At 70.7% G+C, this 26,880-nt stretch carries 26 protein-coding genes; 25 read left to right on the top strand and 1 reads right to left on the bottom strand.

The window, feature by feature from the left end; all coding sequences use genetic code 11:
• Positions 1-4: 4 nt before the first annotated feature.
• The 13 genes from ACZ499_RS21020 (at position 5) to nusB (ending at position 12,902) form a co-directional block, all read left to right on the top strand.
• Positions 5-346, top strand: coding sequence for a DUF6167 family protein (locus tag ACZ499_RS21020; RefSeq protein WP_385540423.1), 342 nt, complete (start codon positions 5-7; stop codon positions 344-346).
• The gene (alaS, locus tag ACZ499_RS21025) at positions 346-3,015 is read left to right on the top strand and encodes an alanine--tRNA ligase (protein ID WP_468676926.1); all 2,670 of its coding nucleotides are present in this window, start codon (positions 346-348) and stop codon (positions 3,013-3,015) included. The genes ACZ499_RS21020 and alaS overlap by 1 nt, the downstream gene beginning before the upstream one ends.
• Entirely contained in the window at positions 3,015-3,479 is a 465-nt protein-coding gene (gene ruvX, locus ACZ499_RS21030) for a Holliday junction resolvase RuvX (RefSeq protein ID WP_371651240.1), read from the top strand. Before alaS ends, ruvX begins: the two co-directional genes overlap by 1 nt.
• 101 nt (positions 3,480-3,580) lie before the next feature.
• On the top strand, positions 3,581-5,272 hold the full coding sequence (mltG, locus tag ACZ499_RS21035) for an endolytic transglycosylase MltG (RefSeq protein WP_468676928.1): 1,692 nt from the start codon (positions 3,581-3,583) through the stop codon (positions 5,270-5,272).
• On the top strand, positions 5,269-6,114 hold the full coding sequence (locus ACZ499_RS21040; protein ID WP_468408970.1) for a shikimate dehydrogenase: 846 nt from the start codon (positions 5,269-5,271) through the stop codon (positions 6,112-6,114). The genes mltG and ACZ499_RS21040 overlap by 4 nt, the downstream gene beginning before the upstream one ends.
• A 146-nt stretch (positions 6,115-6,260) precedes the next feature.
• Complete coding sequence (gene aroC, locus ACZ499_RS21045) at positions 6,261-7,445, top strand: chorismate synthase (RefSeq protein WP_468408968.1); 1,185 nt, start codon at positions 6,261-6,263, stop codon at positions 7,443-7,445.
• The gene (locus ACZ499_RS21050; RefSeq protein WP_385540432.1) at positions 7,442-7,960 is read left to right on the top strand and encodes a shikimate kinase; all 519 of its coding nucleotides are present in this window, start codon (positions 7,442-7,444) and stop codon (positions 7,958-7,960) included. Before aroC ends, ACZ499_RS21050 begins: the two co-directional genes overlap by 4 nt.
• Positions 7,957-9,051: a 3-dehydroquinate synthase gene (gene aroB, locus ACZ499_RS21055; protein ID WP_468408966.1), complete on the top strand. Its 1,095-nt coding sequence runs from the start codon at positions 7,957-7,959 to the stop codon at positions 9,049-9,051. Before ACZ499_RS21050 ends, aroB begins: the two co-directional genes overlap by 4 nt.
• Positions 9,048-9,488 (top strand): type II 3-dehydroquinate dehydratase, encoded by a 441-nt coding sequence (gene aroQ / locus ACZ499_RS21060; protein WP_385540436.1) that lies wholly within the window; start codon positions 9,048-9,050, stop codon positions 9,486-9,488. The genes aroB and aroQ overlap by 4 nt, the downstream gene beginning before the upstream one ends.
• A gap of 128 nt (positions 9,489-9,616) precedes the next feature.
• On the top strand, positions 9,617-10,507 hold the full coding sequence (locus ACZ499_RS21065) for a Pro-rich N-terminal domain-containing protein (RefSeq protein WP_468676931.1): 891 nt from the start codon (positions 9,617-9,619) through the stop codon (positions 10,505-10,507).
• Positions 10,508-10,731: 224 nt separating this feature from the next.
• A complete protein-coding gene (locus ACZ499_RS21070; RefSeq protein ID WP_468408962.1) occupies positions 10,732-11,838 on the top strand; it encodes a M24 family metallopeptidase in 1,107 nt (368 codons plus the stop codon).
• A gap of 60 nt (positions 11,839-11,898) precedes the next feature.
• Positions 11,899-12,465: an elongation factor P gene (efp, locus tag ACZ499_RS21075; protein WP_468408961.1), complete on the top strand. Its 567-nt coding sequence runs from the start codon at positions 11,899-11,901 to the stop codon at positions 12,463-12,465.
• A 2-nt stretch (positions 12,466-12,467) separates the two neighbouring features.
• Complete coding sequence (gene nusB / locus ACZ499_RS21080; protein ID WP_385540439.1) at positions 12,468-12,902, top strand: transcription antitermination factor NusB; 435 nt, start codon at positions 12,468-12,470, stop codon at positions 12,900-12,902.
• A 193-nt stretch (positions 12,903-13,095) separates the two neighbouring features.
• Here nusB and bldD read toward each other — a convergent pair whose 3' ends face one another.
• Entirely contained in the window at positions 13,096-13,596 is a 501-nt protein-coding gene (gene bldD, locus ACZ499_RS21085; RefSeq protein WP_067155757.1) for a transcriptional regulator BldD, read from the bottom strand.
• A 228-nt stretch (positions 13,597-13,824) separates the two neighbouring features.
• On the opposite strand from bldD, the gene pyrR reads away from it, so the two are divergent.
• The 12 genes from pyrR (at position 13,825) to coaBC (ending at position 26,652) form a co-directional block, all read left to right on the top strand.
• On the top strand, positions 13,825-14,400 hold the full coding sequence (pyrR, locus tag ACZ499_RS21090; RefSeq protein WP_371651220.1) for a bifunctional pyr operon transcriptional regulator/uracil phosphoribosyltransferase PyrR: 576 nt from the start codon (positions 13,825-13,827) through the stop codon (positions 14,398-14,400).
• Between the two features lie 94 nt (positions 14,401-14,494).
• Entirely contained in the window at positions 14,495-15,481 is a 987-nt protein-coding gene (locus tag ACZ499_RS21095; RefSeq protein WP_468676935.1) for an aspartate carbamoyltransferase catalytic subunit, read from the top strand.
• A 2-nt stretch (positions 15,482-15,483) separates the two neighbouring features.
• Positions 15,484-16,770 carry a dihydroorotase gene (locus ACZ499_RS21100; RefSeq protein WP_468676937.1) on the top strand — a complete coding sequence of 429 codons (1,287 nt, stop codon included), beginning with the start codon at positions 15,484-15,486 and terminating at the stop codon, positions 16,768-16,770.
• Positions 16,767-17,357, top strand: coding sequence for a PH-like domain-containing protein (locus ACZ499_RS21105; protein WP_468408956.1), 591 nt, complete (start codon positions 16,767-16,769; stop codon positions 17,355-17,357). The genes ACZ499_RS21100 and ACZ499_RS21105 overlap by 4 nt, the downstream gene beginning before the upstream one ends.
• Positions 17,354-18,493: a glutamine-hydrolyzing carbamoyl-phosphate synthase small subunit gene (carA, locus tag ACZ499_RS21110; RefSeq protein ID WP_468676938.1), complete on the top strand. Its 1,140-nt coding sequence runs from the start codon at positions 17,354-17,356 to the stop codon at positions 18,491-18,493. The genes ACZ499_RS21105 and carA overlap by 4 nt, the downstream gene beginning before the upstream one ends.
• Positions 18,486-21,794: a carbamoyl-phosphate synthase large subunit gene (carB, locus tag ACZ499_RS21115; protein WP_468676939.1), complete on the top strand. Its 3,309-nt coding sequence runs from the start codon at positions 18,486-18,488 to the stop codon at positions 21,792-21,794. Before carA ends, carB begins: the two co-directional genes overlap by 8 nt.
• Before the next feature lie 57 nt (positions 21,795-21,851).
• The gene (locus ACZ499_RS21120; RefSeq protein WP_468676940.1) at positions 21,852-22,961 is read left to right on the top strand and encodes a quinone-dependent dihydroorotate dehydrogenase; all 1,110 of its coding nucleotides are present in this window, start codon (positions 21,852-21,854) and stop codon (positions 22,959-22,961) included.
• Entirely contained in the window at positions 22,958-23,797 is an 840-nt protein-coding gene (gene pyrF, locus ACZ499_RS21125; RefSeq protein WP_468676942.1) for an orotidine-5'-phosphate decarboxylase, read from the top strand. Before ACZ499_RS21120 ends, pyrF begins: the two co-directional genes overlap by 4 nt.
• Positions 23,798-24,072: 275 nt before the next feature.
• The gene (locus ACZ499_RS21130) at positions 24,073-24,396 is read left to right on the top strand and encodes an integration host factor (RefSeq protein WP_030493613.1); all 324 of its coding nucleotides are present in this window, start codon (positions 24,073-24,075) and stop codon (positions 24,394-24,396) included.
• A 38-nt stretch (positions 24,397-24,434) separates the two neighbouring features.
• Entirely contained in the window at positions 24,435-25,028 is a 594-nt protein-coding gene (gene gmk / locus ACZ499_RS21135) for a guanylate kinase (RefSeq protein ID WP_371651203.1), read from the top strand.
• A 26-nt stretch (positions 25,029-25,054) separates the two neighbouring features.
• The gene (gene rpoZ, locus ACZ499_RS21140) at positions 25,055-25,327 is read left to right on the top strand and encodes a DNA-directed RNA polymerase subunit omega (RefSeq protein WP_003970369.1); all 273 of its coding nucleotides are present in this window, start codon (positions 25,055-25,057) and stop codon (positions 25,325-25,327) included.
• A 107-nt stretch (positions 25,328-25,434) separates the two neighbouring features.
• Complete coding sequence (gene coaBC / locus ACZ499_RS21145; protein ID WP_468676943.1) at positions 25,435-26,652, top strand: bifunctional phosphopantothenoylcysteine decarboxylase/phosphopantothenate--cysteine ligase CoaBC; 1,218 nt, start codon at positions 25,435-25,437, stop codon at positions 26,650-26,652.
• Positions 26,653-26,880: the final 228 nt, after the last annotated feature.

Genomic DNA, 26,880 nt, shown 5'->3' on the forward strand with positions numbered 1-26,880 from the left:
TGCGATGTTCCGCCGTACGTTCTGGTTCACCGCGGGCGCCGCAGCCGGTGTGTGGGCCACCACCAAGGTCAACCGGAAGCTGAAGCAGCTCACCCCGGAGTCGTTGGCCGCGCGCACCGCCGACAAGGCGATCGAGGCGGGCCACCGGCTCAAGGACTTCGCGCTCGACGTGAAGGCCGGAATGGTCGAGCGCGAGTCCGAACTCAACGACGCGCTGGGGCTCAACGCCTCCAATGTGCGGGAGCTCCCGGCGCAGCGCCGCCTCGCGGCCATCGACCAACCCCACCAGCAGAACCCGAAGATCTCGCACAAGAAGATCTCGTACAACCGGAATGAGGACCACTGATGGAGTCGGCTGAAATCCGCCGCCGCTGGCTGAGCTTCTTCGAGGAGCGCGGTCACACCGTCGTCCCTTCGGCGTCGCTCATCGCGGACGACCCGACTCTGCTCCTGGTCAACGCGGGCATGGTGCCGTTCAAGCCGTACTTCCTCGGTGAGACCAAGCCGCCCGCCCCGCGCGCCACCAGCGTGCAGAAGTGCGTGCGTACGCCGGACATCGAAGAGGTCGGCAAGACCACCCGGCACGGCACGTTCTTCCAGATGTGCGGCAACTTCTCGTTCGGCGACTACTTCAAGGAAGGCGCCATCAAGTACGCCTGGGAGCTGCTGACCGGCTCCGTGGCGGACGGCGGCTTCGGCCTGGAGCCGGAGAAGCTCTGGATCACGGTCTACCTCGACGACGACGAGGCCGAGCAGATCTGGCGCGAGAAGATCGGCGTCCCGGCCGAGCGCATCCAGCGCCTGGGCAAGAAGGACAACTTCTGGTCCATGGGCGTCCCCGGCCCCTGCGGCCCCTGCTCCGAGATCAACTACGACCGCGGCCCCGAGTTCGGCGTCGAGGGCGGCCCGGCCGTCAACGACGAGCGGTACGTGGAGATCTGGAACCTCGTCTTCATGCAGTACGAGCGGGGCGCCGGCGAGGGCAAGGAGGACTTCCCGATCCTCGGCGACCTGCCGTCGAAGAACATCGACACCGGTCTGGGCCTCGAGCGTCTCGCCATGATCCTGCAGGGCGTACAGAACATGTACGAGACCGACACCCTGCGCGTCGTCATGGACCAGGCCACCGAGCTGACCGGTGTGCGCTACGGCGACAAGCACGACACCGACGTCTCCATGCGTGTGGTGGCCGACCACATCCGTACGTCCGTGATGCTCATCGGCGACGGCGTGACCCCCGGCAACGAGGGCCGCGGCTATGTGCTGCGCCGCATCATGCGCCGCGCCATCCGCAACATGCGTCTGATGGGAGCCACCGGCCCGGTCGTCCAGGACCTCATCGACGTCGTGATCGACACGATGGGCCTGCAGTACCCGGAGCTGATCACCGACCGCAAGCGCATCGAGACGGTGGCGCTCGCCGAAGAGGCCGCCTTCCTGAAGGCCCTCAAGGGCGGCACCAACATCCTGGACACCGCCGTCACCGACACCAAGGCCGCCGGCGGCACGGTCCTCGCCGGCGAGAAGGCCTTCCTGCTCCACGACACCTGGGGCTTCCCGATCGACCTCACCCTGGAGATGGCCGCCGAGCAGGGCCTCTCCGTGGACGAGGACGGCTTCCGCCGTCTGATGAAGGAGCAGCGGGAGCGGGCCAAGGCCGACGCCCGGGCCAAGAAGACCGGCCACGCCGACCTGTCGGCCTACCGCGAGGTCGCCGACACCTCCGGCGAGACCGACTTCACCGGCTACGTGCTCACCGAGAACGAGTCGACGGTCGTCGGCCTCCTCGTCGACGGCGTGCCCTCGCCCGCCGCCTCCGAGGGCGACGAGGTCGAGGTCGTCCTCGACCGCACCCCGTTCTACGCCGAGGGCGGCGGCCAGCTCGCCGACCAGGGCCGCATCAAGCTCGACACCGGCGCGGTCATCGAGATCCGCGACGTGCAGAAGCCGGTCCCCGGCGTACACGTCCACAAGGGCGTCGTCCAGGTCGGCGAGGTCACCGTCGGCGCCTCGGCCTACGCCGTCATCGACATCAAGCGCCGCCGCGCCATCGCCCGCGCCCACAGCGCCACGCACCTGACCCACCAGGCCCTGCGCGACGCGCTCGGCCCGACGGCCGCCCAGGCCGGTTCGGAGAACTCGCCGGGCCGCTTCCGCTTCGACTTCGGCTCGCCCGCCGCCGTTCCCGGCACGGTCCTCACCGACGTCGAGCAGAAGATCAACGAGGTCCTCTCGCGCGAACTGGACGTCCAGGCCGAGGTCATGTCGATCGACGAGGCCAAGAAGCAGGGCGCCATCGCCGAGTTCGGCGAGAAGTACGGCGAGCGCGTCCGTGTGGTCACCATCGGGGACTTCTCCAAGGAGCTGTGCGGCGGTACGCACGTCCACAACACCGCCCAGCTGGGCCTGGTGAAGCTGCTCGGCGAGTCGTCCATCGGCTCCGGCGTGCGCCGCATCGAGGCTCTGGTCGGCGTGGACGCGTACAACTTCCTCGCCCGTGAGCACACGGTCGTCGCCCAGCTCCAGGAGCTGGTCAAGGGCCGCCCCGAGGAGCTGCCGGAGAAGATCTCCACCATGCTCGGCAAGCTGAAGGACGCCGAGAAGGAGATCGAGAAGTTCCGCGCGGAGAAGGTGCTCCAGGCCGCCGCCGGGCTCGCCCAGGGCGCCAAGGACGTCCAGGGCGTGGCCCTGGTCACCGGTCAGGTGCCGGACGGCACCTCCGCCGACGACCTGCGCAAGCTCGTCCTCGACGTGCGCGGTCGCATCTCGTCGGACCGCCCGGTCGTGGTGGCCCTCTTCACCACGGCCAACGGCCGTCCGGTGACGGTCATCGCTACCAACGAGGCCGCCCGCGAGCGCGGTCTGAAGGCCGGTGAGCTGGTCCGTACCGCCGCGAAGACGCTCGGCGGCGGCGGTGGCGGCAAGCCGGACGTCGCCCAGGGCGGCGGCCAGAACCCGGACGCGATCGGCGACGCCATCGACGCCGTCGAGCGCCAGGTCGGCGAGACCGTCTGATGCGGCGCGGACGACGCCTCGCGATCGACGTCGGGGACGCCCGGATCGGGGTCGCCTCGTGCGACCCCGACGGGGTCCTCGCCACGCCGGTGGAGACCGTGCCGGGACGTGACGTCCCGGCTGCCCACCGGCGGTTGCGCCAGATCGTCGAGGAGTACGAGCCCATCGAGGTCGTCGTGGGACTGCCTCGCTCCCTCAGCGGGGGCGAGGGGCCGGCGGCCGTCAAGGTCCGCAAGTTCGCCCAGGAAATGGCGAAGGGCATCGCCCCGGTCCCGGTCCGTCTGGTCGACGAGCGGATGACCACGGTCACAGCCACTCACGGACTGCGCGCTTCCGGTGTGAAGGCGAAGAAGGGCAGGTCGGTCATCGATCAGGCTGCCGCAGTGGTCATTCTGCAGACCGCGCTTGAGGCCGAACGGGTGTCAGGACGCCCGCCCGGCGAGGGCGTCGAAGTGGTTATCTGATCGCGATACGGTAACGTTCCGCGCGATGCGGCGACATTCGAACAGCGGCCGCACAGCAAAAGAGGCGGACCGTCCGGATGCCTCGCGGCTCTAGGGGACCGATGACTGAGTATGGCCGGGGCGCAGGCCCCGAACCGTGGCATCCCGAGGATCCCCTCTACGGGGACCAGGGGTGGGGAGCGCAGCAGGCTGCGCCCGGTCAGGCTCCGTACGGCGACCAGCAGGCCCAGCAGCAGTACGCCCAGCAGCAGAATCAGCAGTACCAGCAGCATCCTCAGCACCAGCAGCAGTACGTGCAGCAGCCGCAGGACCCGTACGGTCAGCAGCCGCACTACGGCGAGCAGCCCCAGCAGGGTTACCCGCAGGAGCAGTACGTACAGCAGGCCCAGTACAACGCGGGTTGGGACACCGGCCAGCAGGCCGCCATGCCCTACGCGGGCCAGCAGCCCGAGGGGTACCAGGACTACGGCACCGAGACCCCGGACTACTACGGCACGCCCGAGGCGTATCCGCCGCCGCAGCCCCCCGGGCAGCGGCGCGCGGTGCCCGAGCAGGCGCCGGAGTGGAACCCCGAGGCGGACCAGGAGCCGGAGGAGGAGACCCACCCCTTCTTCAGCGACGGCGGCAGCGGCGACGAGCCGGAGTCCGACGAGGACGAGCCGCGCTCCCGGCGCGGCGGCGGTGGCCGCGACCGCCGGGGCAAGGGCAAGAAGAAGGGCAAGAGCGGGCGCGCCTGCCTGGTGCTCGTCGTGGTCTTCTCGCTCGGCGTGGGCGGCGCCGGCTATTTCGGCTACCAGTTCTGGCAGAAGAAATTCGGCGCGGCCCCCGACTACGTCGGAACCGGCTCCACCCCGGTCCAGGTGGAAATCCCGCAGGGCGCCGGCGGTTACGAGATCGGCAGCATTCTGGCGAAGGCCGGAGTGATCAAGAGCCAGGGCGCGTTCGTCTCCGCGCAGAACGACAACCCCAAGGGCAAGACCCTCCAGGCGGGCGTCTACACGCTCAACAAGGGAATGTCGGCGGCGAACGCGGTCGCGGCCATGCTCAACCCGGCCAGCCGCAGCAACTTCATCATTCCCGAGGGCAAGCGGAACGCCTGGGTCTACGAGCAGATCGACAAGCGCCTCGAACTCAAGCCGGGCACGACCAAGGACGTGGCGAAGGCCCAGGCGAAGAACCTCGGTCTGCCCGACTGGGCGAACGACAGCAAGGAGATCGCGGACCCGCTGGAAGGGTTCCTCTACCCCGCCAGCTACCCGGTCGCCAAGGGCACCAAGCCCGAGGACGTGCTGCGCAAGATGGTCTCCCGCGCCAACCAGGAGTACGGCAAGGTCGACCTGAAGGGCATGGCCTCCAAGCTCGGCCTGAAGTCGCCCCTCCAGCTCATCACGGTCGCGAGCCTCGTCCAGGCGGAAGGCAAGTACAAGCACGACTTCGACAAGGTCGCGCGGGTCGTCTACAACCGTCTGAAGCCCAACAACACCGAGACCTACGGCCTGCTCGACTTCGACTCGACGGTGAACTACGCGAAGAGCCAGTCGACCCTCGACATCGGCTCGGTCAGGAAGCTGCGGGAGTTCAAGCACCCGTACAACACGTACTACATCCACGGCCTGCCGCCCGGTCCGATCGGCAACCCCGGCGACTCCGCGCTGCACTCGGCGCTCAACCCGACGCCGGGCCCGTGGTACTACTTCGTCTCCGTCACCGAGGACGAGACCCTGTTCGCGGTCACCAACGAAGAGCACGAGCAGAACCGCAAGAGGTACGAGAAGGAGAAATCCGGCCAGTGAGCTCCGTGAGTCAGGAGAGCGGTGCGCGACGGGCGGCCGTACTGGGATCGCCCATCGCGCACTCGCTCTCCCCGGTGCTGCACCGCGCCGCCTACCGGGAACTCGGCCTCAGCCACTGGTCGTACGACCGGTTCGAAGTGGACGAGGACGCGCTGCCCGGCTTCATCGGCGGGCTCGACCGGTCGTGGGCGGGGCTCTCGCTCACGATGCCGCTGAAGCGGGCGATCATCCCGCTGCTCGACGGCATCAGCGACACCGCATCCTCCGTGGAGGCGGTCAACACGGTCGTCCTCACCGCCGACGGGCGCCGCTACGGCGACAACACCGACATCCCCGGCATGATCGCCGCCCTGCGTGAGCGCGGCGTCGAGCGCGTGCCGTCCGCCGCCGTCCTCGGCGCGGGCGCCACCGCGTCCTCCGCGCTGGCCGCCCTCGCCCGCATCTGTACGGGGGAGGTCACCGCGTACGTGCGCAGCGCCGAGCGGGCCGAGGAGATGCGGGGCTGGGGCGAGCGGCTCGGGGTGGCCGTGCGCACCGCCGACTGGGCGGACGCGGCCGGGGCCTTCGAGGCGCCGCTGGTCGTCGCCACCACCCCGGCGGGCACCACCGACGCGCTCGCGGCGGCCGTCCCCGAGCGGCCCGGCACCCTCTTCGACGTCCTGTACGACCCCTGGCCGACCCCACTGGCCGCCGCCTGGGTGAATCGCGGCGGCGCGGTCGTCGGCGGGCTCGACCTCCTGGTGCACCAGGCGGTGCTCCAGGTCGAGCAGATGACCGGGGCGAAGGCGGCTCCGCTCGCCGTGATGCGGAAGGCCGGCGAAGAGGCGCTCGCCGCCCGCTGACCGTCCGCTCGGCGGATCCGGCGTCCGACTGCTGGACCTGGGGCCCGGTCGCCTCCGCGGACATGGGAGGATCACTGTGGCGGGCCAGGGCCGCGCACCCGGCCGCGCCGTAGAAGTCCAGGACGCGCGAGCAACGAGGAGCACCGTTGAGCAGGTTGCGCTGGCTGACCGCGGGGGAGTCCCACGGACCCGCACTGGTGGCGACGCTGGAGGGCCTTCCCGCCGGCGTGCCGATCACCACGGAGATGGTGGGGGACCACCTGGCCCGGCGGCGTCTCGGATATGGACGCGGCGCCCGCATGAAGTTCGAGCGCGACGAGGTGACCTTCCTCGGCGGCGTCCGGCACGGCCTGTCGATGGGTTCCCCCATCGCGATCATGGTCGGCAACACCGAGTGGCCCAAGTGGGAGCAGGTGATGTCGGCCGACCCCGTGGACCCCGCGATCCTCGCCGACCTGGCCCGCAACGCGCCGCTGACGCGCCCGCGCCCCGGGCACGCCGACCTCGCGGGCATGCAGAAGTACGGCTTCGACGAGGCCCGGCCGATCCTGGAGCGCGCCAGCGCCCGTGAGACGGCCGCCCGGGTGGCCCTCGGCGCGGTGGCCCGCTCGTACCTGAAGGAGACGGCGGGCATCGAGGTCGTCTCCCACGTGGTCGAGCTGGCCTCGGCCAAGGCGCCGTACGGCGTGTACCCGACCCCGGCGGACGTCGAGAAGCTCGACGCCGACCCGGTGCGCTGCCTGGACGTGGACGCGTCGAAGGCGATGGTCGCGGAGATCGACCAGGCCCACAAGGACGGCGACACGCTCGGTGGCGTGGTCGAGGTCCTCGCCTACGGTGTGCCGGTCGGCCTGGGCTCGCACGTCCACTGGGACCGGCGCCTGGACGCCCGCCTCGCCGCCGCCCTGATGGGCATCCAGGCGATCAAGGGCGTCGAGGTCGGCGACGGCTTCGACCTGGCCCGGGTCCCCGGCTCGAAGGCGCACGACGAGATCGTCAGGACCGCGGAGGGCGTCAAGCGCACCTCCGGCCGTGCGGGCGGCACCGAGGGCGGTCTGACCACCGGTGAGCTGCTGCGCGTACGGGCGGCGATGAAGCCCATCGCGACCGTGCCGCGCGCGCTGGCGACCATCGACGTGGTCACCGGCGAGGCGACCAAGGCCCACCACCAGCGCTCCGACGTGTGTGCCGTGCCCGCCGCCGGGATCGTGGCCGAGGCCATGGTCGCGCTGGTCCTCGCGGACGCGGTCGCGGAGAAGTTCGGCGGCGACTCGGTCCCCGAGACCCGTCGCAACGTCCAGTCCTACCTCGACAACCTGCAGATCCGGTGACCACCGGTCCGCTGGTCGTCCTGATCGGCCCGATGGGCTCCGGAAAGTCCACCGTGGGCGCGCTGCTCGCCGAGCGGCTCGGCGCGCCCTACCGGGACACCGACGCCGACATCGTGGCCGCCCAGGGCCGGGAGATCGCCGACATCTTCGTCGACGAGGGAGAGCCGCACTTCCGCGAGCTGGAGCGGGAGGCGGTGCGCGCCGCGGTCGCCGAGCACACCGGTGTGCTCTCGCTCGGCGGCGGCGCCATCCTGGACGCGTCCACGCGCGCGTCGCTGTCCGGCCTGCCGGTCGTCTATCTGTCCATGGACGTCGAGGAGGCGGTGAAGCGGGTCGGCCTCAACACCGCCCGCCCGCTCCTCGCCGTCAACCCGCGCCGCCAGTGGCGCGAACTGATGGAAGCCCGGCGCCATCTGTACACCGAAGTCGCCCGGGTCGTCGTCGAGACCGACGGCCGTACCCCCGAAGAGGTCGCCCAGGCGGTCCTCGACGCACTGGAGCTGAAATCCGCATGAGCGAGCAGGCACCCACCCGGATCCAGGTCGGCGGTACCGCCGGGACGGACCCGTACGAAGTGCTCGTCGGCCGCAACCTCCTCGCCGAACTGCCCGGCCTGATCGGCACCAGGGCCCGCAAGGTCGCCGTCGTCCACCCGGAGGCGCTGGCCGGCACCGGCGACGCCATCCGCGAGGACCTGGCCGCCCAGGGCTACGAGGTCATCGCCATCCAGGTGCCCAACGCCGAGGAGGCGAAGACCTACGAGGTCGCCGCGTACTGCTGGAAGGCGCTCGGCCAGTCCGGCTTCACCCGTACCGACGTCGTCGTCGGCGTGGGCGGCGGCGCCACCACCGACCTCGCGGGCTTCGTCGCGGCGACCTGGCTGCGCGGGGTGCGGTGGATCTCGGTCCCGACCACCGTGCTCGGCATGGTCGACGCGGCCGTCGGCGGCAAGACCGGCATCAACACCGCCGAGGGCAAGAACCTGGTGGGCGCGTTCCACCCGCCGGTGGGCGTCCTGTGCGACCTCGCGGCGCTGGACTCGCTGCCGGTCCACGACTTCGTCTCCGGCATGGCCGAGGTCATCAAGGCCGGCTTCATCTCCGACCCGGTGATCCTCGATCTGATCGAGGCCGACCCGGCGGGCGCCCGCACCCCCGAGGGCCCGCACACGGCCGAGCTGATCGAGCGCGCGATCCGGGTGAAGGCGGAGGTCGTCTCCAGCGACCTCAAGGAGTCGGGCCTGCGCGAGATCCTGAACTACGGGCACACCCTCGCGCACGCCATCGAGAAGAACGAGCGCTACAAGTGGCGCCACGGCGCCGCCGTCTCCGTCGGCATGGTCTTCGCGGCCGAACTGGGCCGCCTCGCCGGGCGCCTCGACGACGCCACGGCCGACCGGCACCGCTCCATCCTGGAGTCGGTGGGCCTGCCGCTCACCTACCGCGCCGACCAGTGGCCCAAGCTGGTCGAGAACATGAAGCTGGACAAGAAGTCGCGGGGCAACCTGCTGCGCTTCATCGTCCTGGACGGGCTCGCCAAGCCGACGGTCCTGGAGGGCCCGGACCCGGCGGTGCTGCTCGCGGCGTACGGCGAGGTGTCCTCGTGAGCCGTCGCGTCCTGGTGCTCAACGGCCCCAACCTGGGCCGCCTGGGCTCGCGGGAGCCGGACGTGTACGGGGCGACGACGTACGCCGGTCTCGTCGAGGTCTGCCAGAGCCTCGGCAAGGAGCTCGGCTTCGACGTGGAGGTCCGCGAGACCAACGACGAGGGCGACATGATCCGCTGGCTGCACGAGGCCGCCGACGGAAAGATTCCGGTCGTTCTCAACCCGGGCGCGTTCACCCACTATTCGTACGGAATGCGGGACGCGGCCGCCCAGCGCACCGCCCCGCTCATCGAGGTGCACATCTCAAACCCGTACACCCGCGAGGAGTTCCGCCACACCTCCGTGGTGGCGGCCGTGGCCAGCGGCACCGTCGCGGGCTTCGGAATCGGCTCGTACCGCCTGGCGCTGCGCGCGCTCGCCGACGAGACCGGCGGCTGACCGGGCACCTTCGCCGAACCCCGGCCGTTCACACTGCGACGGCCGGGGAAGGTACGGTTCTGGACCGGACGCTTCCGACGGGCGTCGGACCAGCGCCAGTTGCCTTGTACGAGACGGAGTGGCACCGGATGCAGCACGAAGCGGGAGCGCCGCTTCCGCCGCCCCACGCCCCGGGGCACGGAGCAGGGCCCGACTGGGCTTTCGCCGCCCACCAGCCCGTGGCCCAGGGCGGACCCGCGGCGCCGGGTGCCCACCAGCCCCTCACCCACGGCGTCCAGCTGCCCCCCGTCCCCGGTCCGCCGCCCCCGCCGGGGTGGCACGCCCCGGCCCCGCCGCACGCCCCGCCGCACGCCCCGGCCCCGCCGCACGCCCCGGCGCCGCCGTCCCGGGACACCACGGGGCACGTCCAGCTGCCCCCGGGCGGCCCCGTGCCTCTGCCGCAGGCCCCGGAGGGCACCGGGGTCACCACGCTCGCCGTGCTGCTCATAGGTCCGGCGGGCGCGGGAAAGACCACGGTCGCCCGCTACTGGGCCCAGCACCGTCGCGTCCCCACCGCCCACATCAGCCTCGACGACGTGCGCGAATGGGTCTGCGCGGGTTTCGCCGACCCGCAGTCGGGCTGGAACGACCACTCCGAGGCGCAGTACCGCCTGGCCCGCCGCACCTGCGGCTTCGCCGCGCGGAACTTCCTGGCCAACGGCATCTCCTGCATCCTCGACGACGCGGTCTTCCCGGACCGCCCGGTCGTCGGCCTCGGCGGCTGGAAGCGCCACGTAGGCCCCGGCCTGCTGCCCGTCGTCCTCCTGCCGGGCCTGGACATCGTCCTGGAGCGCAACGCCGAGCGCTCCGGCAACCGCCGCCTCTCCGACGAGGAGGTCGCCGGCATCCACGGCCGCATGGCCGGCTGGTACGGCTCGGGCCTCCCGATCATCGACAACTCCCAGTACGACGTCCCCACGACGGCCCGCCTACTGGACGACGTCCTGGCAAAAGCAATCGCGAGCCCGCCGAGCTGGTGAGGGATCAACTTCGCCTGGTGCGGCGCGCCCATCAGGTGCGCGGGGCTGTGACATCGTGCGGCTCCGCCGGGTGGGCGGGACCAGCCACAACCGGCTCGCAGCAACCAACCACCGGCGGGAGCCGAGAGCCGGTCCGGCGACTGAGGACGCATCGGCCACCGGGACGACCCCCGGAAGGACGCGCAGAAACGGCCGACCCCAGACACCGCTCATACGCTCGACGCATGTCAGAGGTGTACGCGGTCCGCCGCGGCTGGCTGAGGGACCGGTGCGCCGCCGCGGGCAGCGCCGCCGCCCTGGTCTCCCGCCCCGCCAATGTCCGCTATCTCGCGGGCGGCGCCCCGCCCGGCGCCGTACTGCTGCTCGGCCCGGCCGAGGACGTCCTGCTCTGCCCCCGTACGCCCACCGGCGACCTGGTGGAGGGGCGGCTCGACGAGCTGCTGCGGGTCACCGTGCTGCCCGCGCCCGGGGGCGACCCGGCGGTCGCCGCGGCCGACCTCGCCCAGGCCTCCGGCGCCGACTCGCTGAGCGTGGAGGAGCACGACCTCACCGTCGCCCGGCACCGCGCGCTCGGCTCGGTCGCGCCCCGGCTGCTCCTCGGCGACCTCGGGGGAGCGGTCGAGCAGAAGCGGCTGGTCAAGGACGAGGAGGAGATCGCGTGTCTGCGCATCGCGGCCGAGATCGCCGACCAGGCGCTCGGCGAGCTCCTGGAGTCGATCCTCGTCGGCCGCACCGAGCGCCACCTCGCCCTGGAGCTGGAGCGCCGCCTCGTCGACCACGGCGCAGACGGCCCCGCCTTCACCACTTCCGTGGGTACCGGCCCCAACTCCGGCCGCGGCGGCCACCGGCCCTCGGACCGGCGGGTCGAGGAAGGTGATTTCCTCTCGGTCTGCCTCGGCGCCACCTACCGCGGCTACCGCTGCGAGATCGGCCGTACGTTCGTCATCGGGACGACTCCCGCCGACTGGCAGATCGAGCTCTACGACGTCGTCTTCGCCGCTCAGCGGGCCGGCCGGGAGGCGCTGGCCCCGGGCGCCGAGTACCGCGCGGTGGACCGCGCGGCCCGCCAGGTGCTGGACGCGGCGGGCCACGCGGAGGGCCTGGGAGCGTGCACCGGACACGGCGTCGGGCTCGAAATCAGCGAGGACCCGCAGCTCGCACCTGGAGCCATGGGTAAACTGGACGCTTGCGTGCCGGTCACCGTCGAACCGGGGGTCCACCTCCCGGGCCGGGGTGGTGTCCGAATCGATGACACGCTCGTCGTCCGCCCCGAGGCGGACGGTGGGCCAGAGCTACTCACCATTACGACCAAGGAACTGCTCGCGCTCTAGCCCTGCTGTGCCGCGCGCACCCTCGGTCCCACCAGCTTCAGTCCAGGAGATTCCGCAACCGTGGCTTCCACGAACGACCTCAAGAACGGCATGGTGCTCAAGCTCGACGGGGGCCAGCTCTGGTCCGTCGTCGAGTTCCAGCACGTCAAGCCCGGTAAGGGCCCGGCCTTCGTGCGCACCAAGCTCAAGCACGTGCTCTCCGGCAAGGTCGTCGACAAGACCTTCAACGCCGGTACGAAGGTCGAGACCGCCACCATCGACCGCCGCGACATGCAGTTCTCGTACATGGACGGCGAGTACTTCGTCTTCATGGACATGGGCACCTACGACCAGCTGATGGTCGACCGCAAGTCCGTCGGCGACGCCGCCAACTTCCTGATCGAGGGCTTCACCGCCTCCGTGGCGCAGCACGAGGGCGAGGTGCTCTACGTGGAGCTGCCGGCCGCCGTCGAGCTCGTCATCCAGGAGACCGAGCCGGGTGTCCAGGGCGACCGCTCCACGGGTGGCACCAAGCCCGCCACCCTGGAGACCGGTTACCAGATCCAGGTCCCGCTCTTCATCACCACTGGTGAGAAGGTCAAGGTCGACACCCGTACGAGCGACTACCTCGGCCGGGTGAACAGCTAACCGTGGCTGCCCGGAACAAGGCGCGCAAGCGCGCCTTCCAGATCCTCTTCGAGGCCGACCAGCGCGGTGAGTCCGTGCAGACGGTGCTCGCGGACTGGGTGCGCCACTCGCGGTCCGACGACCACCAGCCGCCGGTCAACGAGTACACGATGCAGCTCGTCGAGGGGTACGCCCAGTACGTGGCGCGCATCGACGACCTCATCTCCACGTACTCCGTCGACTGGACGCTCGACCGGATGCCGGTCGTCGACCGGAACATCCTGCGGCTCGGGACGTACGAGCTGGTCTGGGAGGACGAAACGCCGGACGCCGTCGTCATCGACGAGGCGGTGCAGCTGGCGAAGGAGTTCTCCACGGACGACTCCCCGGCCTTCGTGAACGGGCTGCTCGCCCGTTTCAAGGACCTCAAGCCGAGTCTTCGCCGGGACGACGCCTAGCCCCAGGCCAGGCCCAGGCACCAGACACCCGAAGGGGCCCGCTGTACGCACGTACAGCGGGCCCCTTCGTCATGTCCGGGCCCGGGTGCCCACCCAGCCGTCCGGGGCCCGCAGAAAGCCGCTGGGCCGGCCAGGACCCTTGAAGGTCCCGGCCGGCCCGGCGGCGGCACGTTTCTGCTGAGCGTCAGAGGTGTCAGTTGTCCTCGTGGGCGACCGCGCGGCGCGCGTCCGCGTCCAGGACGCCCCAGCTGATCAGCTGCTCGGTGAGGACCGAGGGCGACTGGTCGTAAATGACGGCGAGGGTGCGCAGGTCGTCCTGGCGGATCGACAGCACCTTGCCGTTGTAGTCGCCGCGCTGCGACTGGATCGTCGCCGCGTACCTCTGCAGGGGGCCCGCCTTCTCCGGCGGGACGTGCGCGAGGCGCTCAAGGTCGAGAACGAGCTTCGGCGGCGGCTCGGCGGCACCGCCGGGCGTGGTGCCGGGCAGCAGCTCCTGCACCGGGACCCCGTAGAAGTCCGCCAGCTCGGCAAGGCGCTGTACGGTCACGGCGCGGTCGCCGCGCTCGTACGACCCGACCACTACGGCCTTCCAGCGGCCCTGGGACTTCTCCTCCACACCATGGAGGGACAGACCCTGCTGGGTGCGGATGGCGCGGAGCTTGGCCCCGAGCTGTTTTGCGTATTCGCTGGACATATAGCTCCCCGGACGCTGTGACAACGTGCGGCTCCGCCGCGTGGCTGGTAACTCACTGTGAGGTTACGCAGCGTTACTTGCCCGCGTCAAGCCGAATGGTCCATACCCCCACCCCAGACGGGTGACGACCCCGTGTGAAGGCGGGCAAAGGCCCTGGTACCGTGGACTCTGTAATTCCGACGTCCTTTAAGGTCCGTCCCGTGAGGCGGAGAAGGAGGTCCGTTTCGTATGGACACGCAGCAGAGCGATCCGGCGCGCCCCGTTCTTGAGGGCCCCGACATCGCGCGGGTACTGACCCGCATCGCCCATGAGATCGTCGAACGCGCCAAGGGCGCCGACGACGTGGTGCTCCTCGGCATTCCCACCCGTGGCGTCTTCCTCGCCCGCAGGCTGGCCGACAAGCTCGAAGAGATCACCGCGGGCAAGATCCCGGTCGGCTCCCTCGACATCACCATGTACCGCGACGACCTGCGCATGCACCCGCCGCGCGCGCTGGCCCGCACCGAGATCCCCGGTGACGGCCTGGACGGCAAGCTGGTCGTCCTCGTCGACGACGTGCTCTTCTCCGGCCGCACCATCCGCGCCGCGCTCGACGCCCTCAACGACCTCGGCCGCCCGCGCGCCGTACAGCTCGCGGTCCTCGTCGACCGGGGCCACCGCGAACTCCCGATCCGCGCCGACTACGTCGGCAAGAACCTCCCCACGTCGCTGCGGGAGACGGTCAAGGTCCTGCTCGCCGAGGAGGACGGCCGCGACGCCGTGCTGCTCGGTGCCAAGCGGACCGCCCAGGCCGGCGAGCAGTAAGCCACTTCCGCACGGAGCACGGGTCGCACCGGCCCGTGCGGCACTTCTGCGCGCCCGCACGCCCGAACCTCCACCCTCCTGGAGAAGAAACCAGATGAAGCGTCACCTCATCTCGGCCGCCGACCTCACCCGCGACGACGCCGTGCTCATCCTCGACACCACCGAAGAGATGGCCAGGGTCGCCGACCGGCCGATCAAGAAGCTGCCCACCCTGCGCGGCCGTACCGTCGTCAACCTCTTCTTCGAGGACTCGACCCGCACCCGGATCTCCTTCGAGGCCGCCGAGAAGCGCCTGTCGGCCGACGTCATCAACTTCACCGCCAAGGGCTCCTCGGTCTCCAAGGGCGAGTCCCTCAAGGACACCGCGCAGACGCTTGAGGCGATGGGCGTGGACGCCGTCGTCATCCGGCACGGCGCCTCCGGAGCCCCCTACCGGCTCGCCACCTCCGACTGGATCGACGCGGTCGTCATCAACGCCGGCGACGGCACCCACCAGCACCCCACCCAGGCCCTCCTCGACGCCTTCACCATGCGTCGCCGCCTGGTCGGCCGGGACGCCGGGCTCGGCCAGGACCTGGCGGGCAAGCGCATCACCATCGTCGGCGACGTGCTGCACAGCCGGGTGGCCCGCTCCAACGTGGACCTGCTGCACACCCTCGGCGCCGAGGTCACCCTGGTGGCCCCGCCCACCCTGCTGCCGGTCGGCGTCGACCACTGGACCTGCGACGTCTCGTACGACCTCGACAGCGTGCTGCCGAAGTCCGACGCGGTGATGATGCTGCGTGTGCAGCGCGAGCGGATGAACGCCGCCTTCTTCCCGACAGAGCGCGAGTACTCGCGGCGGTACGGCCTGGACGGCGAGCGCATGGCGAAGATGCCCGAGCACGGCATCGTGATGCACCCCGGCCCGATGGTCCGGGGCATGGAGATCACCGCCGAGGTCGCCGACTCCGACCGCTGCACCGTCATCGAGCAGGTCGCCAACGGCGTCCACACCCGGATGGCGGTCCTCTACCTGCTCCTGGGCGGCAACGAGCCCGCCGTCAGCCACGCCCGCCCCGTCGATTCGGAGACCAAGTAATCATGAGCAAGATCCTCATCCGTGGTGCGAAGGTGCTGGGCAGCGAGGTCCAGGACGTCCTGATCGACGGCGAGACGGTCGCGGCCGTCGGTACCGGCCTCTCCGAGGAGGGCGCCCGGGTGATCGACGCGGCGGGCCAGATCCTGCTCCCCGGTCTCGTCGACCTCCACACCCATCTGCGCGAGCCGGGCCGCGAGGACTCCGAGACCGTCCTGACCGGCACCCGGGCCGCCGCGCGCGGCGGGTACACCTCGGTGTTCGCCATGGCCAACACCTTCCCGGTCGCCGACACCGCGGGCGTCGTCGAGCAGGTCTGGCGGCTCGGCCGCGAGCACGGCTACTGCGATGTGCAGCCCATCGGCGCCGTCACCGTCGGCCTGGAGGGCAAGCAGCTCGCCGAGCTCGGCGCGATGCACGACTCGGCCGCCGGGGTCACCGTCTTCTCCGACGACGGCAAGTGCGTCGACGACGCCGTGATCATGCGCCGCGCCCTGGAGTACGTGAAGGCCTTCGGCGGCGTCGTCGCCCAGCACGCCCAGGAGCCCCGCCTCACCGAGGGCGCCCAGATGAACGAGGGCATCGTCTCGGCCGAGCTCGGCCTCGGCGGCTGGCCCGCCGTCGCCGAGGAGTCGATCATCGCGCGCGATGTGCTGCTCGCCGAGCACGTCGGCTCCCGGGTGCACATCTGCCACCTCTCCACGGCCGGCTCGGTCGAGATCGTCCGCTGGGCCAAGTCGCGCGGCATCGACGTCACCGCCGAGGTCACCCCGCATCACCTGCTCCTCACCGACGAGCTGGTCCGCTCGTACAACCCGGTCTACAAGGTGAACCCGCCGCTGCGCACCGAGGCCGACGTCATGGCGCTGCGCGAGGCGCTCGCGGACGGCACGATCGACATCGTCGCCACCGACCACGCCCCGCACCCGCACGAGGACAAGGACTGCGAGTGGGCCGCGGCCGCCATGGGCATGGTGGGCCTGGAGACCGCGCTCTCCGTCGTCCAGCACACGATGGTCGACTCCGGCCTGATGAACTGGGCCGACGTCGCCGACCGCATGTCGGTCAAGCCCGCCAGGATCGGCGGCGCCGAGGACCACGGCCGCCCCGTCTCGGCAGGCGAGCCCGCCAACCTCACGCTCCTGGATCCGGCATACCGTGGTCCCGTGAACCCCGCGGGCTTCGCCTCCCGCAGCCGCAACACCCCGTACGAGGGCCGCGAGCTGCCGGGGCGCGTCACCCACACCTTCCTGCGGGGCAGGGCGACGGTCGTGGACGGGAAGCTGGCATGACATCTGCACTCTTCAATCTCGGCGTACAGACGCTGGCCGACGAGCAGAAGTCGGCAGAGGTGACGCACTGGGGGGCCCGGATCGCCTGGGTCGTCGGCGTGCTGATCTTCATCGGCCTCGTCTACTGGCTGATGCGCCAGGGCTGGAAGTGGCGCGGCACCCTCCAGTCGGACCTGCCCGAGCTGCCCGCCGTGCCCAAGGCGACCGGCCCGGCGACACTGAGCATGAGCGGCCGCTACCACGGCTCCACCACGGCCGGGCAGTGGCTCGACCGGATCGTCGCGCACGGTCTGGGCGTCCGCAGCAAGGCCGAGCTCACCCTGACGGCCGAGGGAGTGAACGTCGTACGCCCCGGGGCGGACGACTTCTTCATCCCGGCCGAGGCGCTGCGCGAGGCCCGGTCCGAGAAGGCCATCGCCGGAAAGGTCCTCCCGGAGGGCGGCCTGCTGGTCGTCACCTGGACCCTCGGCGACAAGCTGATCGACTCCGGCTTCCGCTCCGACCGGGCGTCCGAGCACCCCGCCTGGATCGAGGCCATCAACTCCATGAACCACCCCACCACCACGACGGAAGGCGCCGCACGATGACGACCTCCACCAGAGGAGCCAAGGCTCCCGCAGTACTCGTCCTGGAGGACGGCCGTACGTTCCACGGCCGCGCCTACGGGGCCGTGGGGGTGACCTTCGGCGAGGCTGTGTTCTCCACCGGCATGACCGGCTACCAGGAGACCCTCACCGACCCGTCGTACCACCGCCAGGTCGTCGTGATGACCGCGCCGCACATCGGCAACACCGGCGTCAACGACGAGGACCCCGAGTCGCAGCGGATCTGGGTCGCCGGTTACGTCGTGCGCGACCCCGCGCGCGTGTCCTCCAGCTGGCGCGCCAAGCGCTCGCTCGACGAGGAGCTGCGCCAGCAGGGCGTCGTCGGTATCTCCGGCATCGACACCCGCGCCCTGACCCGCCATCTGCGCGAGCGCGGCGCGATGCGCGTCGGCATCTTCTCCGGCAACGCGCTGCCCGACGCGGGCACCATGCTCGCCGAGGTCCGCCAGGCCCCCGAGATGCAGGGCGCGGACCTCTCCGCCGAGGTCGCCACCAAGGAGGCGTACGTCGTCCCGGCGATCGGTGAGAAGAAGTTCACCGTGGCCGCCGTCGACCTCGGCATCAAGGGCATGACCCCGCACCGGATGGCCGAGCGGGGCATCGAGGTGCACGTGCTGCCCGCCACCGCCACGGCCGAGGACGTGTACGCGGTGAACCCGGACGGCGTGTTCTTCTCCAACGGCCCCGGCGACCCGTCCACCGCCGACGGCCCGGTCTCGGTGATGCGCGCCGTCCTGGAGCGCAGGACGCCGCTGTTCGGCATCTGCTTCGGCAACCAGATCCTGGGCCGCGCGCTCGGCTTCGGCACGTACAAGCTGAAGTACGGCCACCGCGGCATCAACCAGCCCGTGCAGGACCGCACGACCGGCAAGGTCGAGATCACCGCGCACAACCACGGATTCGCCGTCGACGCCCCGCTCGACAAGGTCTCCGACACCCCCTTCGGCCGTGCCGAGGTCTCCCACGTCTGCCTCAACGACAACGTGGTGGAGGGCCTCCAGCTGCTCGACCAGCCGGCCTTCAGCGTCCAGTACCACCCCGAAGCCGCCGCGGGCCCGCACGACGCCGCGTACCTGTTCGACCGCTTCGTAGAGCTCATGGAGGGCCAGCGTGCCTAAGCGCACCGATATCCAGTCCGTCCTGGTCATCGGCTCCGGCCCGATCGTCATCGGCCAGGCAGCGGAGTTCGACTACTCCGGCACCCAGGCCTGCCGCGTCCTGAAGGCCGAGGGCCTGCGGGTCATCCTGGTCAACTCCAACCCGGCCACGATCATGACCGACCCGGAGATCGCCGACGCCACCTACGTCGAGCCGATCACCCCGGAGTTCGTCGAGAAGATCATCGCGAAGGAGCGCCCCGACGCGCTGCTGCCGACGCTGGGCGGCCAGACCGCGCTGAACACCGCGATCTCCATGCACGAGCAGGGCGTCCTGGAGAAGTACGGCGTCGAGCTGATCGGCGCCAACGTCGAGGCGATCAACAAGGGCGAGGACCGCGACCTGTTCAAGGGCGTCGTCGAGGCCGTCAAGGCGAAGATCGGCTACGGCGAGTCCGCCCGCTCGGTCATCTGCCACTCGATGGACGACGTCATCGCGGGTGTCGAGACCCTCGGCGGCTACCCGGTCGTGGTACGCCCCTCCTTCACCATGGGCGGCGCCGGCTCCGGCTTCGCGCACGACGAGGAGGAGCTGCGCCGCATCGCCGGCCAGGGCCTCACGCTCTCCCCGACCACCGAGGTGCTCCTGGAGGAGTCCATCCTGGGCTGGAAGGAGTACGAGCTGGAGCTGATGCGCGACACCAGGGACAACGTGGTGGTCGTCTGCTCCATCGAGAACTTCGACCCGATGGGCGTGCACACCGGTGACTCGATCACCGTGGCCCCGGCGATGACGCTGACCGACCGCGAGTACCAGCGGCTGCGCGACATCGGCATCGCGATCATCCGCGAGGTCGGCGTGGACACCGGTGGCTGCAACATCCAGTTCGCCATCGACCCCACCGACGGCCGGGTCATCGTCATCGAGATGAACCCGCGTGTCTCGCGCTCCTCGGCCCTCGCCTCCAAGGCGACGGGCTTCCCGATCGCGAAGATCGCCGCGAAGCTCGCCATCGGCTACACGCTGGACGAGGTCCCCAACGACATCACCGAGAAGACCCCGGCCTCCTTCGAGCCGACCCTCGACTACGTCGTGGTCAAGGCGCCCCGCTTCGCCTTCGAGAAGTTCCCCTCCGCCGACTCCACGCTGACGACCACCATGAAGTCGGTGGGCGAGGCCATGGCGATCGGCCGGAACTTCACCGAGGCGCTGCAGAAGGCGCTGCGCTCGCTGGAGAAGAAGGGCTCGCAGTTCACCTTCGTCGGCGAGAGCGGTGACAAGGCCGAGCTGCTGCGCGAGGCGGTGCGCCCGACCGACGGCCGGATCAACACGGTCATGCAGGCCATCCGCGCCGGGGCCACGCCCGAGGAGGTCTTCGACGCCACGAAGATCGACCCGTGGTTCGTGGACCAGCTCTTCCTGATCAAGGAGATCGCGGACGGGCTCGCGGACGCCGCCAAGCTGGAGCCGGAGCTGCTGGCCGAGGCCAAGCGGCACGGCTTCTCGGACGCCCAGATCGCCGAGATCCGGGGCCTGCGCGAGGACGTGGTGCGCGAGGTGCGCCACGCCCTGGGGGTGCGCCCGGTGTACAAGACGGTCGACACCTGCGCCGCCGAGTTCGCCGCGAAGACCCCGTACTTCTACTCGTCCTACGACGAGGAGTCCGAGGTCGCGCCGCGCGAGAAGCCCGCGGTGATCATCCTGGGCTCGGGCCCGAACCGTATCGGCCAGGGCATCGAGTTCGACTACTCGTGCGTGCACGCCTCCTTCGCGCTGAGCGACGCGGGCTACGAGACGGTGATGGTCAACTGCAACCCGGAGACCGTCTCCACCGACTACGACACCTCCGACCGCCTCTACTTCGAGCCGCTCACCCTCGAAGACGTGCTGGAGATCGTCCACGCCGAGACGCTGGCCGGTCCCGTCGCGGGCGTGGTGGTCCAGCTCGGCGGCCAGACCCCGCTGGGCCTGGCCCAGGCGCTCAAGGACAACGGCGTCCCGGTCGTCGGTACCCCGCCGGAGGCCATCCACGCCGCCGAGGACCGCGGCGCCTTCGGCCAGGTCCTCGCCGAGGCCGGGCTGCCCGCCCCCAAGCACGGCACCGCCACCACCTTCGCGGGTGCGAAGGCGATCGCGGATGAGATCGGCTACCCCGTGCTCGTCCGCCCCTCGTACGTGCTCGGCGGCCGCGGCATGGAGATCGTCTACGACGAGACCCGCCTGGAGTCGTACATCGCGGAGTCCACCGAGATCTCCCCGACCCGCCCGGTCCTGGTCGACCGCTTCCTGGACGACGCCATCGAGATCGACGTGGACGCGCTCTACGACGGCACCGAGCTCTACCTCGGCGGCGTCATGGAGCACATCGAGGAGGCCGGCATCCACTCCGGCGACTCGGCGTGCGCGCTGCCCCCGATCACGCTCGGCGGCTTCGACATCAAGCGCCTGCGCGCCTCCACCGAGGCCATCGCCAAGGGCGTCGGCGTGCGCGGCCTGATCAACATCCAGTTCGCGATGGCCGGGGACATCCTCTACGTCCTGGAGGCCAACCCGCGCGCCTCCCGCACGGTCCCCTTCACCTCGAAGGCGACCGCGGTGCCGCTCGCCAAGGCCGCCGCCCGCATCTCGCTGGGCGCCACCATCGCCGAGCTGCGGGCGGAGGGCCTGCTGCCGAAGAACGGCGACGGCGGCACGCTGCCGCTGGACGCGCCGATCTCCGTCAAGGAGGCGGTGATGCCCTGGAGCCGCTTCCGCGACATCCACGGCCGTGGCGTCGACACCGTGCTCGGCCCGGAGATGCGCTCCACCGGCGAGGTCATGGGCATCGACTCGGTCTTCGGCACCGCCTACGCCAAGTCCCAGGCGGGCGCCTACGGCCCGCTGCCCACCAAGGGCCGCGCCTTCATCTCGGTCGCCAACCGCGACAAGCGCTCGATGATCTTCCCGGCGCGCGAGCTCGTCGCCCACGGCTTCGAACTCCTCGCCACCTCCGGCACCGCCGAGGTCCTCAAGCGCAACGGCATCAACGCCACCGTCGTACGCAAGCAGTCCGAGGGCGAGGGCCCCAGCGGCGAGAAGACGATCGTCCAGCTCATCCACGACGGCCAGGTCGACCTCATCGTCAACACGCCGTACGGCACCGGCGGCCGCCTGGACGGCTACGAGATCCGTACGGCGGCGGTGGCGCGCAGCGTCCCGTGCCTGACCACGGTCCAGGCCCTCGCGGCCGCCGTACAGGGCATCGACGCCCTCAACCACGGTGACGTGGGCGTCCGTTCGCTCCAGGAACACGCGGAACACCTGACCGCGGCCCGCGACTAGCAAACGCCCGAGGGGGACACCGGAATCCGGTGTCCCCCTCCGCATGAGGACTCCGACATGTACAAGCTGTTCTTCAACCTGGTCTTCAAGCGGATGGACCCGGAGCAGGCCCACTACCTGGCCTTCCGCTGGATCCGCCTCGCCGCCCGGATCCCCGTCCTGCGCACCTTCGTCGCGGCCGCGCTCGCGCCCCGCTACAAGGAGCTGCGCACCGAGGCCTTCGGCCTGCGGATGCACGGCCCGTTCGGCCTCGCCGCGGGCTTCGACAAGAACGCCGTGGCGATCGACGGCATGTCGATGCTCGGCTTCGACCACATCGAGATCGGCACGGTCACCGGCGAGGCCCAGCCCGGCAACCCCAAGAAGCGGCTGTTCCGGCTGGTCCAGGACCGTGCGCTGATCAACCGCATGGGCTTCAACAACGAGGGCTCGGCGGCGGTCGCCGAGCGGCTCGCGGCCCGCAACGCCGTGTTCCGTACGACCGTCGGCGTCAACATCGGCAAGACCAAGGCCGTCCCCGAGGCGGACGCCGCCGCCGACTACGTGAAGTCGACCGAGCGGCTCGCCGCGCACGCCGACTACCTCGTGGTGAACGTGTCCTCGCCGAACACGCCCGGGCTGCGCAACCTCCAGGCGACCGAGTCGCTGCGGCCGCTGCTCACCGCGGTGCGCGAGGCCGCCGACCGCACGGTGACCTCCCGGCGGGTGCCGCTGCTCGTCAAGATCGCCCCGGACCTCGCGGACGAGGACGTCGACGCCGTCGCCGACCTCGCGGTCGAGCTCGGCCTGGACGGCATCATCGCCACCAACACCACCATCGCGCGCGAGGGCCTCGGCCTGAAGTCGGACGCGGCGCTCGTGAAGGAGACCGGCGGCCTCTCCGGCGCCCCGCTCAAGGAGCGCTCCCTGGAGGTCCTGAGCCGCCTCTACGCGCGCGTGGGCGACTCGATCACCCTCGTGGGCGTCGGCGGCATCGAGACGGCCGAGGACGCCTGGCAGCGGATCCTGGCCGGGGCCACCCTGGTCCAGGGCTACAGCGCCTTCATCTACCAGGGCCCCTTCTGGGGCCGGGCGATCCACAAGGGCCTCGCGGCCCGGCTCGCTGCCTCCCCGTACGCCACTCTCGCCGAGGCCGTCGGCGCCGAGACCCGAAAGGCCGTGAAGTGACACTTCCCTTCGGCGCGCGGCTGCGCCACGCCATGGACGAGCGCGGTCCGCTCTGCGTCGGCATCGACCCGCACGCCTCGCTGCTCGCCGACTGGGGCCTCGGTGACGACATCGCGGGCCTGGAGAGGTTCTCCCGTACGGTCGTGGAGGCCCTGGCCGACCGCGTGGCCGTCTTCAAGCCGCAGGCGGCGTTCTTCGAGCGCTTCGGCTCGCGCGGCATCGCGGTCCTGGAGCGGACCGTGGCGGACGCCCGCGCGGCCGGCACGCTGGTCCTCATGGACGCCAAGCGCGGCGACATCGGCTCCACCATGGCCGCGTACGCCGAGACCTTCCTGCACAGGGACGCGCCGCTGTTCTCCGACGCTCTCACCGTCTCGCCCTACCTCGGCTACGGCTCGCTCAAGCCCGCCGTGGAGCTGGCCCGCGAGAGCGGCGCCGGGCTCTTCGTGCTCGCCCTGACCTCCAACCCGGAGGGCGCGGAGGTGCAGCGCGCGGTGCGCGAGGACGGCCGCACGATCGGCGCGACCATGCTGGCGCACCTGGCGGACGAGAACGCGGACGCGACCCCGATGGGCTCGTTCGGCGCCGTGGTGGGGGCGACCCTCGGCGATCTGTCGGCCTTCGACCTCGACATCAACGGGCCGCTGCTCGCTCCGGGCATCGGGGCGCAGGGCGCGACGGCCGCGGACCTTCCCGCGGTGTTCGGCGCGGCCGTCCGCAATGTGGTCCCGAACGTCAGCCGAGGTGTTCTGCGTCACGGTCCCGACCTCGCGGGACTGCGGGATTCGGCCGCCCGTTTCGCGGACGAGATCCGTACGGCGGTGGCCTCGGCCTAGCGGTGTGCGCGCTCTTCGCCGGAGTCCGCGCGCCAAAGGTTGACGCAATCCTTACCCAAAACCGGGGTGTTATGTCGCGAATGTCCTGGTCGGCAGAGGCTGACCAGGACTTTTCGTCTGTTCTCGCTGACTGGAGCGGTCCTGGCCGCTAGTCTCCGACGAGAGCAGAGACGAGCGAACGGACATTGTCCGTCGCTCGTTGCTCGCCTGGTGTGGGGCGCCTAGGTCCCGCACCGGTCCGTATCCGACAGTTCGACATCCGAGGTGACGTAGGCGTGGCTCTTCCGCCCCTTACCCCTGAACAGCGCGCAGCCGCGCTCGAAAAGGCCGCCGCGGCTCGCCGGGAGCGGGCCGAGGTCAAGAATCGACTCAAGCACTCCGGCGCCTCCCTCCACGAGGTCATCAAGCAGGGCCAGGAGAACGACGTCATCGGCAAGATGAAGGTCTCCGCCCTGCTTGAGTCCCTGCCCGGCGTGGGCAAGGTCCGGGCCAAGCAGATCATGGAGCGGCTGGGGATCTCCGAGAGCCGCCGTGTGCGGGGTCTCGGCTCCAACCAGATCGCATCCCTTGAGCGCGAGTTCGGCGGTGCGGGGGCCTGACGTCCCGGGCACCCCCGGGAAGCTGGAATAATCGCTGCATGGCAGCTACACCCCGGGGGTCATCCCCCGTACCCCCGGACGCACGTCCGCGGCTGACCGTGCTCTCCGGCCCCTCCGGGGTCGGCAAGAGCACGGTCGTCGCTCATATGCGCAAGGTTCACCCCGAGGTCTGGCTCTCGGTGTCGGCGACGACCCGCAAGCCGCGCCCCGGCGAGCGCCACGGCGTTCACTACTTCTTCGTGGACGACGAGGAATTCGACAAGCTGATCGCCAATGGCGAGCTGCTGGAGTGGGCCGAATTCGCGGGCAACCGCTACGGCACACCGCGCCGCGCCGTCCTGGACCGCCTGGAGGCCGGCGAGCCGGTCCTCCTGGAGATCGATCTCCAGGGCGCCCGGCTGGTGCGCGAGTCGATGCCCGAGGCGCTGCTCGTCTTCCTGGCCCCGCCGAGCTGGGACGAGCTGGTCCGCCGGCTCACCGGCCGGGGGACCGAGGCGCCCGACGTCATCGAGCGCCGGCTGGCGGCCGCGAAGGGGGAACTGGCCGCCGAGTCGGAGTTCGATACGACGCTGGTCAACACCTCCGTCGAGGACGTGGCGCGCGAGCTGCTAGCCTTGATGAAAGTTGTTTGATCTTTATTCCCCTTCGGAAGGCAGACGTGTCCTCTTCCATCACCACGCCCGAGGGCATCATCAACCCGCCGATTGATGAGCTGCTCGAAGCAACCGACTCGAAGTACAGCCTCGTGATCTACGCCGCCAAGCGCGCGCGCCAGATCAACGCGTACTACTCGCAGCTCGGTGAGGGCCTGCTGGAGTACGTCGGCCCCCTGGTGGACACCCACGTCCACGAGAAGCCGCTCTCTATCGCGCTTCGCGAGATCAACGCGGGTCTGCTGACCTCCGAGGCCATCGAGGGCCCGGCCCAGTAAGACACCGTTTCGTGTGACCACAGGCCCGGCAGGGGTCACCTCCCAGCGTTTTGGCTGGGGGAGCGACTGCCGGGCCTGTGGTGTGTCATAGGGGGGTACGTATCCGAATGCGGGGAGACGCGGTGGACAAGCCGAAGGTCGTTCTGGGGGTCAGTGGCGGGATCGCCGCCTACAAGGCGTGCGAGCTGCTGCGCCGGCTGACCGAGTCCGGGCACGACACGCGTGTGGTGCCGACCGCGTCGGCGCTGCACTTCGTGGGCGCGGCCACCTGGTCGGCGCTCTCCGGGCACCCGGTCTCCACCGAGGTCTGGAACGACGTCCACGAGGTGCCGCACGTGCGGATCGGCCAGGAGGCCGACCTGGTGGTGGTCGCCCCCGCCACCGCCGACATGCTGGCCAAGGCGGCCCACGGTCTCGCCGACGACCTGCTCACCAACACCCTGCTCACCGCCCGCTGTCCGGTCGTCTTCGCACCCGCGATGCACACCGAGATGTGGGAGCACCCCGCCACCCAGGAGAACGTGGCGACGCTGCGCCGCCGGGGCGCGGTCGTGATCGAGCCCGCCGTCGGCCGCCTCACCGGCGTCGACACCGGCAAGGGGCGCCTCCCCGAGCCCGCCGAGATCTTCGAGGTCTGCCGCAGGGTCCTGGCCCGGGGGACCGGCGAGCGGGACCTGGAGGGCCGCCACGTGGTGGTCAGCGCGGGCGGCACGCGTGAGCCGCTGGACCCGGTCCGCTACCTGGGGAACCGTTCCTCCGGGAAGCAGGGATACGCCCTGGCCCGCACGGCCGTCGCCCGGGGGGCCCGGGTCACGCTGATCGAGGCCAACACCGGGCTGCCCGACCCGGCCGGGGTGGACGTCGTCCGGGCGGGCACCGCCGTTCAACTGCGGGAGGCGGTGCTGAAGGCCGCCTCGGAGGCGGACGCGGTGGTCATGGCGGCCGCCGTGGCCGATTTCCGGCCGGAGTCGTACGCCGCCGGAAAGATCAAGAAGAAGGACGGCCAGGAGCCCGCGCCGCTCGCCCTGGTCCGCAACCCCGACATCCTCGCCGAGCTCTCCGCCGACCGGCCGCGCCCGGGCCAGGTGGTCGTCGGCTTCGCCGCCGAGACCGACGACGTCCTCGCCAACGGCCGGCAGAAACTGCGGCGCAAGGGCTGTGACCTGCTGGTCGTCAATGAGGTGGGGGAGCGCAAGACCTTCGGTTCGGAGGAGAACGAGGCGGTGGTGCTGGCCGCCGACGGAACCGAGACCCCGGTTCCGTACGGACCCAAGGAAGCGCTCGCGGACGTGGTGTGGGATCTCGTCGTCCCGCGTTTCGCATAAATTCACGTTCGCCCCCGCGTCCGCCCGAAACCCGCCAAAAACCGGCCCCGGAGCCCCTGGCGAGAGACGATCTTCGTACCGCAGAATGCGGTGTCGCAGGTCACAGAGCTTTCAATGTGCGAGACAAGTGGCCCGATGACCGGTACCGACCGATAAACTGGTCGTGGAACGACGCCGGGCGCAGCCCCCGGCCCGTCCCACCCATGATCAGCCAGCAGCCGCTGCAAC

Source organism: Streptomyces sp. NPDC031265 (assembly GCF_055570295.1).

What these genes read in the sequence shown, in the direction of transcription:
- ACZ499_RS21020 (WP_385540423.1), top strand. Translation starts at nt 5, where the DNA reads ATGTTCCGCCGTACGTTCTGGTTCACCGCGGGCGCCGCAGCCGGTGTG.
- alaS (WP_468676926.1), top strand. Translation starts at nt 346, where the DNA reads ATGGAGTCGGCTGAAATCCGCCGCCGCTGGCTGAGCTTCTTCGAGGAG.
- ruvX (WP_371651240.1), top strand. Translation starts at nt 3,015, where the DNA reads ATGCGGCGCGGACGACGCCTCGCGATCGACGTCGGGGACGCCCGGATC.
- mltG (WP_468676928.1), top strand. Translation starts at nt 3,581, where the DNA reads ATGACTGAGTATGGCCGGGGCGCAGGCCCCGAACCGTGGCATCCCGAG.
- aroB (WP_468408966.1), top strand. Translation starts at nt 7,957, where the DNA reads ATGAGCGAGCAGGCACCCACCCGGATCCAGGTCGGCGGTACCGCCGGG.
- ACZ499_RS21065 (WP_468676931.1), top strand. Translation starts at nt 9,617, where the DNA reads ATGCAGCACGAAGCGGGAGCGCCGCTTCCGCCGCCCCACGCCCCGGGG.
- ACZ499_RS21070 (WP_468408962.1), top strand. Translation starts at nt 10,732, where the DNA reads ATGTCAGAGGTGTACGCGGTCCGCCGCGGCTGGCTGAGGGACCGGTGC.
- bldD (WP_067155757.1), bottom strand. Translation starts at nt 13,596, where the DNA reads ATGTCCAGCGAATACGCAAAACAGCTCGGGGCCAAGCTCCGCGCCATC.
- pyrR (WP_371651220.1), top strand. Translation starts at nt 13,825, where the DNA reads ATGGACACGCAGCAGAGCGATCCGGCGCGCCCCGTTCTTGAGGGCCCC.
- ACZ499_RS21095 (WP_468676935.1), top strand. Translation starts at nt 14,495, where the DNA reads ATGAAGCGTCACCTCATCTCGGCCGCCGACCTCACCCGCGACGACGCC.
- ACZ499_RS21100 (WP_468676937.1), top strand. Translation starts at nt 15,484, where the DNA reads ATGAGCAAGATCCTCATCCGTGGTGCGAAGGTGCTGGGCAGCGAGGTC.
- ACZ499_RS21105 (WP_468408956.1), top strand. Translation starts at nt 16,767, where the DNA reads ATGACATCTGCACTCTTCAATCTCGGCGTACAGACGCTGGCCGACGAG.
- carA (WP_468676938.1), top strand. Translation starts at nt 17,354, where the DNA reads ATGACGACCTCCACCAGAGGAGCCAAGGCTCCCGCAGTACTCGTCCTG.
- ACZ499_RS21120 (WP_468676940.1), top strand. Translation starts at nt 21,852, where the DNA reads ATGTACAAGCTGTTCTTCAACCTGGTCTTCAAGCGGATGGACCCGGAG.
- gmk (WP_371651203.1), top strand. Translation starts at nt 24,435, where the DNA reads ATGGCAGCTACACCCCGGGGGTCATCCCCCGTACCCCCGGACGCACGT.
- coaBC (WP_468676943.1), top strand. Translation starts at nt 25,435, where the DNA reads ATGCGGGGAGACGCGGTGGACAAGCCGAAGGTCGTTCTGGGGGTCAGT.